Annotated in this window: 9 protein-coding genes; 7 read left to right on the top strand and 2 right to left on the bottom strand. The window is 69.9% G+C overall.

Annotation, left to right across the window (positions count from 1 at the left end; all coding sequences use genetic code 11):
- Positions 1-67: 67 nt before the first annotated feature.
- The 4 genes from QQK83_RS11060 to QQK83_RS11045 all read left to right on the top strand — a co-directional run bounded on the left by QQK83_RS11060 (position 68) and on the right by QQK83_RS11045 (position 9,486).
- Positions 68-619 (top strand): hypothetical protein, encoded by a 552-nt coding sequence (locus QQK83_RS11060; protein ID WP_284264249.1) that lies wholly within the window; start codon positions 68-70, stop codon positions 617-619.
- A 40-nt stretch (positions 620-659) separates the two neighbouring features.
- Positions 660-1,772: a hypothetical protein gene (locus QQK83_RS11055; RefSeq protein WP_284264248.1), complete on the top strand. Its 1,113-nt coding sequence runs from the start codon at positions 660-662 to the stop codon at positions 1,770-1,772.
- Positions 1,773-1,855: 83 nt separating this feature from the next.
- A complete protein-coding gene (locus QQK83_RS11050) occupies positions 1,856-6,886 on the top strand; it encodes a hypothetical protein (protein WP_284264246.1) in 5,031 nt (1,676 codons plus the stop codon).
- Positions 6,883-9,486, top strand: coding sequence for a glycine-rich domain-containing protein (locus tag QQK83_RS11045; protein ID WP_284264244.1), 2,604 nt, complete (start codon positions 6,883-6,885; stop codon positions 9,484-9,486). Before QQK83_RS11050 ends, QQK83_RS11045 begins: the two co-directional genes overlap by 4 nt.
- A 17-nt stretch (positions 9,487-9,503) precedes the next feature.
- On the opposite strand, the gene QQK83_RS11040 is transcribed toward QQK83_RS11045, so the two are convergent.
- A complete protein-coding gene (locus tag QQK83_RS11040) occupies positions 9,504-10,706 on the bottom strand; it encodes an ROK family transcriptional regulator (RefSeq protein WP_284264242.1) in 1,203 nt (400 codons plus the stop codon).
- Positions 10,707-10,859: 153 nt separating this feature from the next.
- Between QQK83_RS11040 and QQK83_RS11035 the strand changes: the two genes are divergently transcribed.
- From QQK83_RS11035 to QQK83_RS11025, 3 genes are all read left to right on the top strand, one after another.
- A complete protein-coding gene (locus QQK83_RS11035; protein ID WP_284264240.1) occupies positions 10,860-11,891 on the top strand; it encodes a substrate-binding domain-containing protein in 1,032 nt (343 codons plus the stop codon).
- A gap of 157 nt (positions 11,892-12,048) precedes the next feature.
- Positions 12,049-13,125, top strand: a complete 1,077-nt coding sequence (locus QQK83_RS11030) for an ABC transporter permease (protein ID WP_284264238.1) — start codon at positions 12,049-12,051, stop codon at positions 13,123-13,125.
- A complete protein-coding gene (locus tag QQK83_RS11025) occupies positions 13,122-13,895 on the top strand; it encodes an ATP-binding cassette domain-containing protein (protein WP_284264236.1) in 774 nt (257 codons plus the stop codon). Before QQK83_RS11030 ends, QQK83_RS11025 begins: the two co-directional genes overlap by 4 nt.
- Before the next feature lie 19 nt (positions 13,896-13,914).
- On the opposite strand, the gene QQK83_RS11020 is transcribed toward QQK83_RS11025, so the two are convergent.
- Positions 13,915-14,831 (bottom strand): spermidine synthase (locus QQK83_RS11020; protein ID WP_284264235.1); only part of this gene is annotated, 917 nt, incomplete at its 5' end.

The following is a 14,831-nucleotide window of genomic DNA, read 5'->3' as shown; positions in this document are numbered from 1 at the left end:
AAAGGCGCGACGCGGTCGGGGTGCGCCCAGCGCCCTTGCGGCATGCCTTGTGGGCGGGCTGGCCTGCATGCTGACGGGCGTGCTGACGGGCGGTGCCCTCGCGCAGGAGACCGCCGCGACGCAGGGGGCCGCGACGCAGGGGGGCGCGACGCAGGGGGCCGAGACGGCACCCACCGCCCCCGCGCTTTCGGTAACCCTGACGGGGTTCACCCTCGAACCCGTGCTGGCCGAGGACGGCACGCCCGAACTGGACGAGGACGGCAACCCGGTGATGGCCCGCGTCGCGCTGGAGGACAGCGTCATCGTGCCGGGCGACCGCATCCATTACGAGATCACGCTGGACAACCCCACGCCCGAGGCCGCGACCGACCTGTCGCTGGGTGCGCAGATCGCGCCCGAGGTCCTGCTCGATCCCTTCACCATCACCGGCCCCGAGGACATGGCGCTGGCCTGGTCCGACGCCGAGGCACCGGAGCTGTTCCGCCCGGTCTTCGAGGTGGTCGAGGGGGAAACCCTGATGCTGGCCGACCTGGACACGATCCGCCAGCTGCGCATCACCTTGCCGCGTCTCGCCAGCGCCGCGGCCGCAACCATTGCCTATTCCGTGACACTGCGCTGACGCCAGCGCCCAAGAGTAACCAGTAAGAAGGGGTATCCCCGTGGTAAAGACAGGCTTTCGATCCCTCCTCCTCGGCCTCGCGCTGACCCTCGGCGCGACCGGCATGGCCGCGGCGCAGACAGCACCGGGGACAGAGGTCCGCAACACCATTGACCTGACCTATCAGAGCGGCACGGGAACCCCGGTCATCACGCAAGATGACGCTGCTACCGTGACATTCCAAGTCGACCGCAAGATCGACGTTGCCGTGACGGCACAAGCCGGGTCGGGTCAGCAAGCGGCGGTTCCCGGGCAAGATACGGTTGTCCTGCCGTTCGAGGTTGAGAACCTTGGCAACGACACGCAGGGGTTTGATATCGATGTCGTGATCTCCGCAGGGGGCACGCTCGGCCTGACCTACAGCGCCACGGCGACCACGACACTTGGCCAATATTATGTGGTCATCAGCGCGGATGCTACGCTGGGTTCAGACACTCCCTATGACACGGCAAACCCCGCAAATGCGGGGAATCTTGCCGCTGGCGGATCTTACTTTGTGCTGATCGTTGCGAATGTTCCCCTGAGCGCAATGGACGGGCTGCAAGATACCTTCGAGGTCACGGCGACAGCGACGGATGCGGGTAGCGCGAACGCTGTGACCGAGGATCGGACGCAGGGTTTGAATGGCGTGAACACCGTCTTCGCGGATGCGGCATCCAACTCAAGCCTCTCCAATACAGAAATTGACGGCGCGGAAACTGGTGCTGACAAGGACGAGACACGCCTGCTTGTCACTGCGCCGATTATCACCGCTACCAAAACGGTGGGGGTCTTGAGCGAAAATCTTCCCTCGGCGCCGTTCACGTGTGCCTCGGATCCGGCGACTGCCGTGTCCACACTCGCCGCAATCCCCGGTGCATGTCTGGAATACACCATCACCGTGACCAATGAGGCGGTGGCGTCTACGGCGGCGACGAATATTGAGCTGCAGGATGTGCTTCCTTCCGGAGTGACCTTCGCCGGGGTGAGCAACATCGCCTACACCGGCACCGGTGCAGCGTCGGCAACCACGACCACCCAACCCGCAAACACGTCTGGCACCGTCACCGCCACCATCGGCACCTTGCCCGCGGGCACAACGGCGACCTTCACCATCCGCGTCACCGTCGATTGATCTGACGGCCCCCGCACGGCTGGCCTTTGGTCGGCACTGCGGGGGCCGTCTTGTCCGTTCCGCTGTCCCGGATCTTGCCGATCATGCGCCGGAGTGCCCTGTCAGCCATCCTCTCTGCGATCATCGTGGCCTGTGCCGTTGCGATGGGCGCAGCCGTGGCGCATGCGCAGGGGGCGCGGCCGGGGAGCGAGATCGTCAATACCGCCCGCATCACCTGGGGCAACGGCGCGGTCGAGCTGGACGCCGAGGCGCGCTTCACCGTCGCGCGGCCGACCTCGAACGGCGTCCTGACCGCCTGGGAGCTGGACACCGGCTTAAGCCCCGGCCCGTTCCGCGACATCGTCTTTGCCGAGGGCGAGTATTTCGGCGGCACCTGGGTGCCCCTGCCCGAACCGGTCGACACCTCCAGCATGACCGGCACGGGCGCGCCCATCGACCGCAGCGCGGCGTTGCGGGTGGTCCGCTCGGACCGCATCCGGCTGGGCGTGCCGGTGTTCTTCACCCTGCTCGATCCGGGGCTGAATTTCGACCCCGCCGCGGTCGAGACCGTCGAGGTCACGCTGACCGACGCCGTCACCGGCGACACCGAGACGCTGCGCTTCTACGAGACCGGGCCGGACACGGGCGAGTTCTCGGCCTGGATCAACACCGCCGATGGCGCGGGCGGCGGGCCGGACGGGGTTCTGGCGACCCGCGCGCTTTCGGTGATCACGGCCGAGTACAACGACGCCACCAACCTGCGCAACGACCTGGCGGTGGACGTGGATGTCGGCCCGATCGACCCGTTCGGCGTGGTGTTCGACAGCGTGACCGGCCAGCCGCTCGACGGGGTCGAGATCACCCTCGTCGACGATGCCACGGGCCAGCCCGCCACCGTCTACGGCGACGACATGCAGGCGGCCTTTCCGGCGCGCATCCTGACCGGAAGCCGCGTGAGCGACGCCTCGGGCCGCAGCTACCAGATGGAGCCGGGCGGCTTCCGCTTCCCCTATGTCGCGCCGGGGCGCTATCGCTTCGTGATCGGCCCCTCCGACACCCATGCCGGGCCCTCGGCGCGCAGCGACGCCGCGCTGGCCCAGCTTGCCGGCGGGGCCTTCACCCTCGCCGAGGGCTCGCGGCTGGAGGCGTTCGAGGTGGCTCCGGGGCCGCCGCTGCGGATCGATGTGCCGCTCGATCCGCTGGCGGCGGTGCAGATCACGCGCGAGGGCAGCCATGCCGAGGCCGGCATCGGCGAGTTCGTCGAGTTCACCGTCACCGTCACCAGCACCGAGAGCCTTGCGCTGACGATCACCGACAGCCTGCCGCCGGGCCTGGCCTACCTGCCGGGCAGCCTGCGCCTCGATGGCCAGCCGGTGACGCCCGGTCCGGGCAGCGCCGGGGGCGCGCTGGTCTTCGAGTTGCCGCCGCGGCCCGCCGGGCAGGCCAGCGTCCTCACCTACGGCGTGCAGATCGTGGCCACGCCGGGGGGCGAGCCGCGGCTGGTGTCGCGCAGCACGATCACCACGCCGGGCGTGCGGCGCGCCAGCGCCGAGCATGTCCTGCGCCTGCGCGACCGGCTGGGGCTGGAGCAGGTGGCGATCCTCGGCCAGGTTGCCGCGGGCGGCTGTTCCGGCCTGCCCGAGGGGGGCGTGGCCCCCGATCTCTCGGGCATCCGCGTGCTGTTGGAAAACGGGGAATATGTCCTGACCGACAGCGATGGGCGCTTCACCTTCCGCGACATCTACCGCCGCCCCCGCGTGGTGCAGATGGATGTGACCACGCTTCCGCCCGGCGCGCGGCCTGTGGCCTGTTTCGTCAACACCCGCAGCACCGGCAGCGCGATCTCGCAATTCGTCGAGCTGCGCCCCGGCATGATGGGGCGGGTGGAATTCTACCTCGAATTCGACGCGCTGCCCGAGGCCGATGCCGCGCCCGATGCCGCGCCCGCGGCGGGCGATGCGGCGGGCGATGCCGCGCCCGATCCTGCGTCCCTGTCGCCGCTGCTGCGCTATGACCTGGCCTGGCTCGACGGGCCGGGGGCGGATGCCCCGGTGGGGTTCGTGGCGCCGGGCCCCGCCCACATGCCCCGGTCCGAGGCGATCGACGTGGTGGTGCTGCGCCCCGTCGGCGCGCAATCGGAGCTGAGCGTCAACGGCGTGCCCGTCCCCGCCATCCGCAGCGAGCCGATGATCCGCTCCTCGGACGGGCGGCGCGAACTGGTGCGCTTCCGTGCGGTGCGGATCGGTCCGGGGCGCAACACGCTGGAGTTGGTGATCCGCGGTGCCGACGGGGCGGTCCTGCTGGACGACAGCCGCGAGGTGCTGTTCGGGGTCCGGCCCGGCCGGGTCGAGCTGGTGCGCAGCTCCAGCCTGCTGGAAAGCGACGGGCGCAGCCAGCCGCGGATCGTGCTGCGCCTGACCGATGCGCAGGGCATCCCGATCCGGCCCGGCCTGCAGGTCGGCGTCACGGTCGACGCGCCCTTCGGCTTCGTCCCCGAGGTCGCGCCGCGCGCCTCTGCCCCCGCCTCGCTGCGGCACGCTTCGGGGCGCACCACGGCCACGGTCGGGGAGAACGGCCTGCTCACCCTGCCGATGGCCCCGACGCTGGAGGGCGGCACCGCGCGGCTGACGATCCCGCTTGCGGGGCGCGCGCTGAGCGTGGCGGTGCCGATCTCGGTGCCGGACCGGCCCTGGGTCCTCGTGGGGCTGGCCGAGGGCACGCTGGCGCATGAGAGCGTGCGCCGGCACATGCGCCGCGAGGGCGAGATCGGGAATGCCCTGGCCGGGCGCGTGTCGCTCTTTGCCGAGGGGGTGATCCGCGGCGAGTGGCTCTTGACGCTGCGCTACGACAGCGCCGAGCAGGGCGAGGCGTTCTACGGCATCGACCCGGATGCCGATTACATCGTCTACGGCGACCGCTCGGCGCAGGGCAACGCGGCGCAAAGCCGGTTCCCGCTCTACCTGCGGCTGCGCCGGGAGGGGGCGGAGCTCCTTGTCGGCGATTTCAACACCGGCCTGACTGCCGGGGGGGTGTCGATCAACCAGCAGGTCACCGGGGCGCGCGCGATCTTCGAGAACGAGGATTGGCGCGTGATGGTCTTCGGGGCCGAACTCCGCAACCGGCGGGTCGAGGACCGCATCGCGCTGAACGGCACGGTCGGACCCTACCGGTTGAGCCAGGGCAACATCGTGCCGCATTCGCCCCATGTCCGGCTGGTCACCGTGTCGCGTGTCGATGCCAGCGAGGAGCTGGACAGCCGGACGCTGCAGGCGGGGCGCGATTACGTCATCAGCCATGCCTCGGGGCAGCTGTTCCTGCGCAACGCGATCCCGGCCTTCACCCCCGCGCTGGACCGTCATGTGCTGGTCATCGACTACGAGGTCGACGACGAGCTGCGCAACGGCAGCATGGCCGGCATCCGCGCCGAACGGCAGGTGACGCAGGATCTGCGCGTGGGGGCCACGGCGCTGCGGGCCACGCGGGTCGAAGGGCGCGACCTGACGGTGACGCTGGCGGGCGTGGACCTGACCTACCAGGTGACCGACGCGCTGCGCCTGAGCGCCGAGACGCTCCTTGCCCATCGCCGCTTCGCGGATCGCACGCTGACCGGGCAGCGCAGCGAAGTGCGCGCCGAGCTCGACCGCGACGGCACCACGCTCTCCGCCTACCTGCGCCAGCAGCGCGGGCAGGTGGGGCTGACCGCCTCGGAGCAGCCGCTCGACACGACGGTGCTGGGCGTCGAGTTGCGCCACCGGCTCTGGCAGGATGCAGAGACCCCCGACCGGACCCTCGCGCTCGAGGCGCGCCTCCTGGCCGAGGCGGACCGGCTGGCCGATCGCCTGGGGACCGATGCCGAGATCCTGCTGACCCGCAGCGACACGCGCCTGACCCAATCGCTCGGCCTGCGCCGGGTCACCGGACGGACCGCGACCGAACGACAGGACGACCTGCGCCTCGTCTACCGCGGGACATGGACCTCCGAGGATGACCGCCTGACCCAGACCCTCGGGATCGAGGGCTCCCTGCGGGGCGAGGGGGCGGCGGCGGGCGACCTGATGCGGTTGGGCATGGGCTACCGGCTGACCGAGCGGATCTCGATGTTCGGCCTGCTCGACATCGACCGGATGCGCAGCCCCGAGGCCGAGGCGCATCGCCTGACCTTCGGCGCCGAGTTCACCCCGCGCGACGGGCGCAGCTATCGCACGGGCCTGTCCTGGGCGGTCGGTGACGGCCTCGGCGCGTCGGGGCGCGACCCGGACGGCGCGGCGCTGTTCGTCGGCGGCGATCATGCCTACGGGCTTGGGCAAGGCACCACCGCGACCCTCGGGGTGGATGCGCAATGGTCGATGGGCGCGCCGGGCGAGGCGATGGCCCGGCCCAGCTACGAGCCCTTCGGAACCGAGATCGGCAATCCCTTCATCGGCGAGAGCTTCACCACCCTGCGCGCGGGCCTCGGCCACGAGACCGAGACATGGGGCGCGGGGCTGGCGCTGGAAACCCGGCTGACCGACCGGGAGACCACGGGCAACGTTTCACTGCGGCTCGACGGGCTGATCGGCGACAGCTGGGCCGTGGGGGGCGAGGCCTTTCTCGGCGCGACCCGCGCCACCGGGCAGGAGACCCGCCGCAGCGCCGAGTTGCGCCTGAGCGCGGCCCACCGGGGCGGCCCGCGCGATCCGATCACCCTGGTGCAGGCCAGCCTGTCGCAAGAGGACGAGGGCGGGGTGGCCAGCTCGACCGCGCTGGCGTCGGTCTACCGGTCGCAATACCTGTCGGCGACCGAGTTCCTGAACATGCGCTACGGGGTGAAACACACCTCCGCCACCCTCAGCAGCGGCGAGGTCTCCGACCTGCTGACGCTTCTGGGCGTGGAATATCGCCGCGACGTGACCGAGAGCATGGACATCGGCCTGCACCTTGCCGCGCTGCATGCCGCCGGAGGCCGGGACACGTCCTACAGCTTCGGCCTGTCGCTCGGGGCGACGCCCTTCGAGGATGGCTGGCTCAACTTCGGCTACAATTTCACCGGCTTCCATGACGCGGATTTTGCCGGGCTGGGCCACACGGCGCAGGGGCCCTTCATCCAGTTCCGCCTCAAGTTCGACGCCGACAGCCTGCGGGGACTGGTGCAATGATCCCGCGCGGTCTCAGGCGCATCGCCCTGTCCGCCGCGCTGATCTGGGGCGCGCTGGGCGGGGGCACGGCTATGGCGCAAACCGATTGCGCCACGCTCAACATCGCCACGGGCGGGACCGTGACCCAGATCACCCAGAACAACCAGGTTTTCTGTGTGCATCGCTTCGACGGCAGCGGCAGTTTCACCCTGAACCAGGCCCGCGATGTGGACTACCTCATCGTGGGCGGCGGCGGCGGGGCTGGCACCGGCGGCGGCGGCGCGGGCGGGATGCTGGAGGGCACCATTGCCCGCACGGCGGCAAGCTACGCGGTCACGGTCGGCGCGGGCGGGGCGGCGACGCCAGCCTTCAACAATTCGGGTGTAACAGGCGGCAATTCCTCGGTCTTCGGGATCGTGGCCAATGGCGGCGGTGGCGGCGGGCGGGCGGACAACTTCAACCAGGGCCTGCCCGGCGGCAGCGGCGGTGGCGCATCGCAAAACGTGGTGGCCGCGGGAAGCGCGTCGGGTGGTGCCGGCATCGCGGGGCAGGGGTTCGACGGTGCCGCAAACGACATCAGCATCAACGCCGGGGGCGGCGGTGGCGGTGCCGGGGGGCCGGGAAGCGGCACCAACGGCGGGCCGGGACGGGTCAGTTCGATCACCGGAACGGCGGTCACCTATGCCGGTGGCGGCTCGTCCGCCAGCGACTTGGCCGATGGCACGCCGGGCGTCGGGTCCGCCAATCCGGGCGGTGGCGGGAGCGCGATCACGCGCCCGAGCGTGGTGCGCAACCCCGGCCGCGCGGGTGTCGTGATCCTGCGCTATGTCGCCAATGCTCCGCCTGCGGCCAATGCGGGGCCTGACGTGACCGTGACCGAGGGCGCGACGGTCACGCTGAACGGCCTTGGCTCGACCGACCCCGAGAACAATATCCAGAGCTATGCGTGGACCCAAGTGACCGGGACAAACGTCACGCTCAGTAACCCGAACACCGCGCAAGCAAGCTTTGTCGCGGGTGCCCCTGTGGGCAGCTCGGAAACCCTGACCTTTCGCCTGACCGTTACCGATGCCTTTGGCCTGACCTCCACCGACGACATCTCGGTCACGGTTCTGGCGGCCTCCAACCCACCCCCCCCGGCTGCGGGGGGCGGCAACAGCGTGTTCGACTATCTCGACCCGGCGACGCAGCAGACCTTCCGGGTGCATGTCTTCGAGCAGGGCGGCACCTTCACCCTCGATCAGGAGCGGACGGTCGACTACCTGATCGTGGGCGGCGGCGGCGGTGGCGGGGCCATCGCGGGCGGCGGTGGCGGGGCAGGGGGCTTGCGGCAAGGCACCGTGACGCAAGCCGCTGGGGACTATCCCGTGGCGGTTGGCCTGGGCGGCGCGGGCGACAGTCGCACGAATTGGCCGAGCAGCTTTTCCTCGGGGCAAAGCGGCGAGCCCAGTTCGGTCTTCGGCGTGGAGGCCGCGGGCGGTGGCGGCGGCGGAACCTTCAACACCACCGGTTTGAATGTGGGCGATGCGTTGAACGGCGGCTCGGGCGGCGGGGCCTCGCACGGGGGAACGGTGGGCCAGCCTTCGCCTTTGGGACAGGGCTTTGCCGGGGGCGCGGGCACCGGGAGGTTCGGGGATTCGTCCGGCGGCGGCGGCGGTGGCGCGGGGCAGGCGGGCTTCAACGGGTCCACGACGCTCGCCGGACGCGGGGGCGATGGTGTGCAATCCTCGATCACCGGCACGCCGGTGTTCTACGCAGGCGGCGGCGCGGGCGGTGGCGACATTCGCGGAGATCGTGTGCAGCCCAATGTGGGCGGTGCGGGTGGCGGCGGGGCCTCGACCAATGACGCGGTTGCAGGCAGCGGCACCCCCGGCACGGGGGGCGGCGGCGCCGGCGGGCGCGCGGCGGAAAACGGCACGCAATCGACCGGCGGCAATGGCGGATCGGGCGTGGTGATCTTGCGCTACGTCGTCAACACGCCGCCCGTGGCCAATGCCGGGCCGGATGCCAATGCCTTCGCGGGGTTGGAGTTCACCCTGAACGGCACCGGATCGACCGATGCGGAAAACAACATCACCGCCTATCTCTGGGAACAGACCGGCGGCACGACCCAGACCCTGACCGGTGCGACCACCGCGCAGGCCAGCTTTACCCCCGGCCAACCCGCCAGCGGCACCTCCGAGACGCTGACCTTCCGGCTGACCGTCACCGATGCCTTCGGCGCGCAATCCACCGACGAGGTGGTGATCACCCTGCAGGGCATGGCCGAGCTGACCGCGACCAAGACCGCGCTGGTGTTCTCCGAGGACGGGTCGGGCTGCGCGGATTTCAACGCCACGCCCCCGAGCGAACCGGTCAATCCCGCCGCCATTCCGGGAGCCTGCATCGAGTATCTCGTCACCGTCGTGAATGACGGCCCCGTTCCGGCGACCGCCATCGACCTCGCCGACAGTCTGCCGCCGCAGCTGACGCTCGTCGCCGCCACGCGCGCGGGCTGGGACGAAAGCGCAGCGGGGTTTGCCTTCGTCACGAGCGCCCCGGTTGTTCGCGTGGAAAACGGCATCATCGGGACGGAGCCCAACAACACCGCCACGATCACGATCCGGGCCACGGTGAACTGACCGCGCCCGCCGCCCGCTCAGCGCAGGTAGGCCACCAGGAACCGCGCCAGCAGCGGCTGGCTTGCCGCGCCAAGCGCGCGGGCGTCGGCCCCGATGCTGCCTTGCTGGATCTCGGGCAGGGTGAGCCCGGTCAGATCATGCCGCTGCAGGCAGGCCGCGACCCGGTCGGTCAGCTCCCGGCGCACCTCGGGCGGGATCCAGCCGTCGATCCTGACGGCCGAGACATCCAGCACGGCAAGCGCCCCGTGGACGGCATGGGCAATGGCCTCGGCGGCCTCGTCCAGCCAATCCGCGACGATCTCGCCCGGCAGCTCCCACCGCTCGGACGAAGCCCAGAGGTCCGACGCATCGACGCCCGCGGCCTTCAGCCGGCGCTCGAGGGTCACCAGCGAGGCGAGGTCGATCAGCTGCCGCATCCGGCCCGACCGGTCGGGCACCGGCATCGAGCCGATCGCGCCCGCGTTGCCGGTCGGCCCCTGGAACAGGCGGCCGTCCAGCACGACACCGCCGCCGATGAAGAAGGCGACATAGACATGCAGGAAATCCGACGGCTGCTCCTGCGTGCCGAACACCAGTTCCGCGCTGCAGGCGGCGGTGGCGTCGTTCTGCAGGAACACGGGCAGGTGCAAGCCCTGCGACAGCTCGGCCTGGATGTCGCGTTGCCGCCAGGGCGTCATGGCCTCGGGATCGACGCCGATCATCGTGGCCCACCCCCAGATCTCGAAGGGCATGGCGATGCCCAACCCCGCGACGCGCCCGCGTTCCTCGGCCGAGAGCGAGGCGGCCAGCGCCTCGGCGGTGTCCAGCGCGAAAGCGAGGACCGCGTCGTAATCGGGGTAGTCGTGCTGGCGCACCCGACGGGCAAGGATCTTTCCGAGGAAGTCTGTCAGCACCATCTCGACCGAGCGGCGACCGATCTTGAGCCCGTGAAAGAACGCGCCCCGCGGGTTTAGCTGCATCGGAACCGAGGGTTGCCCCACGCGCCCCCTCTGCGGTTCGCCGCGCAGGATCAGGCGCTCGTCCTCGAGCGCGCGCATGATCACCGACACGGTCTGCACCGACAGGCCGGTCAGGCGGGCGATCTCGGATTTCGACAGCGCGCCATGGCGTCGGATCAGCGTGAGCACAAGGCGTTCGTTCTGCGCCCGCATGCCCGATTGGTTCGTGCCGAGCGCATCGGACTGCCCCCCGGTGCGCAAGCTGTCTGAGCCGTCCTTCATGTCGGTCCTCCCCGCCGGACATCATCCCCGAACAGACCTTCCTGTCAATTAATAAATAAGAGTGATTTATTTATTGACAGCGCCATGGCGAGAGGCGCATGATTTCGGGGCGAGGGCGCTTTCGTCGCCTGACCGTATTTCTGGGAGGAAACCATGACCAAGACCCTCAAGACGCTCATGCTGGGCGGCGCTGCCGCCGTTGCATTCACCGGCATGGCGCAGGCCGACGCCCTCGCCGGCGTGACCGCGTGCCTGATCACGAAGACCGACACCAACCCGTTTTTCGTCAAGATGCGCGAAGGCGCGACCGAAGCCGCCGAGGCCGCGGGCATCACCCTGCAGACCTATGCCGGCGCCATCGACGGTGACGTCGAAAGCCAGGTCGCCGCGGTCGAGACCTGCATCGCTGCCGGTGCCTCGGGCATCCTGATCACGCCGTCGGACAGCCGCGCGCTCGAACCGGTCATCACCCAGGCGCGCGACGCGGGCCTTCTGGTGATCGCGCTCGACACGCCGTTCGAGCCCGCCGACACCGCAGACGCGACCTTTGCCACCGACAACTTCGAGGCCGGCCGCCTGATCGGCGCATGGGCCGCCGCGACGCTGGGCGATGCCGCCGATGACGCGCTGATCGCCACGCTGGATCTGAACGCCTCGGAAATCTCGGTCGATTACCTGCGCAACCAGGGCTTCCTGACCGGCTTCGGCATCGAGGTGAACGACCCCACCGACATCGGCGACGAGGATGATCCGCGCATCGTCGGCAGCGACGTGACCAACGGCAACGCCGAAGGCGGCCGGACCGCGATGGAGAACCTTCTCCAGATCAACTCGGGCATCAATGTCGTCTACACGATCAACGAGCCCGCCGCCGCAGGCGCCTACGAGGCGCTCAACGCCTTCGGCCTTGTCGACCAGGCGCTGATCGTGTCGGTCGACGGCGGTTGCCCCGGCGTGCGTGACGTGGCGGCCGGCGTGATCGGCGCGACCTCGATGCAGTTCCCGCTGCGCATGGCGTCGCTGGGGATCGAGGCGATCATCGCCCATGCCGCAGACGGAACCATGCCGTCCAACTCCGACGGTCTGGAGTTCTACAACACCGGCGTGATGCTGGTCACCGACCAGCCGGTCGACGGGATCGAGTCGATCACCTCGGAAGAGGCGCTGGAGCTGTGCTGGGGCTGATCCCCCGCTGATCGTCTGCTGATGCAAGGCGGCATGCGGCGCACCCCGCGCTGCATGCCGCCACTGCCCCCCAAAACCCCTTTTCCATTCCCATCGCGGTGATCGGCATTGCCCTCCGGGGCTGCGCCATGGCACCCTTTTGCCCGGAGAGCACGTCATGTCTGACAGCCCAACCCCCGGTGGCCAGGATTACGAGGCCCGTCTGAAGGACAGCACCGCTGCCGTGGCAGAGTTCGAGCACGCGCCGCGCGGCATGCTGGGCACGATCCAGCACGTGCTGCACGCCAACCCGACCTTCGTGCCCGTCATCGTACTTGTCGCCTCCATCGCCGTCTTCGGCGTCATCGCGGGCGAACGCTTCTTCTCGCCCTTCAACCTGTCGCTCATCATGCAGCAGGTCTCGATCATCGGCATCCTTGCCGCGGCGCAGACGCTCATCATCCTGACCGCGGGCATCGACCTGTCGGTCGCCGCGATCATGGTGCTGATCAGCGTGATCTCGGGCAAACTCTCGGTCGAGCTGGGCGTTCCCGCCCCCGTCGCCCTCGTGATCGGTTTCGCCTGCGGCATCGGCGCGGGCTACCTGAACGGCTGGCTCGTCACCCGGGTCAAGCTGCCGCCCTTCATCGCCACGCTGGGCACGTGGAACGTGTTCTTCGCGCTGAACCTCTACCTGTCCGGCGCGCAATCCATCCGCGGTTCGGACATCGACGAGATGGCGCCGCTTCTGAAATTCTTCGGCCAGAGCATCGCCATAGGCTCGGCCCGGCTGACCTATGGCACGGTCCTGATGATCGTGATCTTCATCGCGCTGTGGTATGTCCTGAACAAGACCGCATGGGGCCGCCATGTCTACATGATCGGCGACGACAAGGAGGCGGCGGAACTGGCCGGCATCCGCACCGACCGCACGCTGAGACAGGTCTACATGCTGGCAGGCTTCATCTGCGCGCTGGCGGCTTGGGCCTCGATCGGGCGGGTCGGCTCGATCTCGCCGCAAAGCTTCTACGAGGGCAACCTGGAAAGCATCACCGCCGTGGTGATCGGGGGCATCTCGCTCTTCGGCGGGCGCGGCTCGATCATGGGGGCGCTGTTCGGGGCGCTGATCGTGGGGGTCTTCCAGTCGGGCCTGCGGCTCGCGGGGGTGGACGTGCTCTGGCAGGTCTTCGCCATCGGCTGGCTCATCATCATCGCGGTCGCCATCGACCAATGGATCAGAAAGGTGTCGGCATGACTGAGCCCCTTCTCAAGGCCCGTGGCCTCGTCAAGCGCTACGGCCGCGTCACGGCGCTGGACAATGCCGATTTCGACCTGATGCCGGGCGAGATCCTGGCCGTGATCGGCGACAACGGGGCGGGCAAATCCTCGCTCATCAAGGCGATCTCGGGTGCGACCGTCCCCGACGAGGGCACCATCACGCTGGAAGGGCGCGAGGTCAGCTATGCCTCGCCCCTGCAGGCCCGCGAGGCGGGGATCGAATGCGTTTACCAGACGCTCGCCCTCAGCCCGGCGCTCTCGATCACCGACAACATGTTCTGCGGGCGCGAGCTGCGCAAACCGGGGATCATGGGCAAGTGGTTCGGCATGCTCGACCAGAAGGCGATGGAGGAATTCGCCCGCCAGAAGCTGTCGGAACTGGGCCTGATGACGATCCAGAACATCAACCAGGCGGTCGAGACGCTCTCGGGCGGCCAGCGCCAGGGCGTCGCCGTGGCCCGTGCGGCGGCGTTCGGGTCGAAGGTCATCATCCTCGACGAGCCGACGGCGGCGCTTGGCGTCAAGGAAAGCCGCAAGGTGCTGGACCTGATCCAGGACGTGCGCGCCCGCGGGACGCCGGTCGTGCTGATCAGCCACAACATGCCCCATGTCTTCGAGGTGGCCGACCGCATCCACATTCACCGCCTCGGGCGTCGGCTTTGCGTGGTGGACCCCAAGTCGATCACCATGTCCGACGCGGTGGCGCTGATGACCGGCGCGATGACGCCCGAGCAGCTCGCGGCCTGACCGCCCGGCGGCGGCGCGCTCAGCGATACCCGGCCCAGCCGCGGTCGTCGGTGAAGGGGCGTGCGGGCGTGATCCGGGTCTCGGCGAAGCCGCGCGGCAAATCGGCCAGCGGCTCCAGCGCGCGCGGCGAGGCCGCGATCACGATATTGCCCGTGCCGCCCGCGTTCAGCGGCCCCTGCACCGCGCGGACATGCGGATAGAGCTCGGTCAGGATCGCATGGGTGCCCCGCGCCAGCGGGCCGTCCGGGCGGTCGATCAGGTTCACGTAGACCGGGCCGTCCACGATCCGTCGGACCTGCGCGAAGCTTTCCAGCGTCACCAGGTGCGCAGGCACCGAGGCCGAGGAGAAGGCATCCAGCACCGCCGCATCGAAGCGCGCGCCCGCCTCGTTCAGATAGACCCGGCCATCCGCGTGGTGGATGCCCAGACCGCCCGGCCGGGGCGGCGTGCCGGGGGCGGCCGCATGGCCCGCCTGCGCGATCGTCGCGGCCGCCCAGGGCAGGTGGCGCTCGACCACCTCGGTGATCAGCGGGTCGATCTCGACCGCCAGCGCGGCGGCCTCGGGGCGCGCGGTCAGAAGCCGCGTGGGCAGCGTGTAGCCGCCGCCCCCGATGAACAGCACCGCGGGCGCGGGGCCGAGATCGGCCTGCATCCGGGCCCAGATCCATTCGGTGTAGGGCAGGATCAGGCCCCGTTGCCGGTCCCCGTCATCGCCGCCGCGCGCGACCTCTTCGGCGGCCTGCCGGACCCCGTCGGAATAGAGATGCACCGCGCCCCCGGTCCGGGCCACGTCGATGCAGGACAGCCCGGATTCGTAGCGGCACACCGGGCCGAGCGCGGCCGAAGCCGCCACGAGGGCCGCCACCGGCAGCAGCGGCGCCAGGGAGGGTTGTTCCCCCCCGCCGCCGCCCGCGCCGCGGTCCCGTAGGGCGGGCA

Origin of the sequence: Roseicyclus amphidinii (assembly GCF_030163755.1) — a bacterium.
Lineage (GTDB): Bacteria > Pseudomonadota > Alphaproteobacteria > Rhodobacterales > Rhodobacteraceae > Roseicyclus > Roseicyclus amphidinii.
Note: the sequence above shows the minus strand (reverse complement) of the source record. Positions and strands in the feature narration are given on the sequence as shown.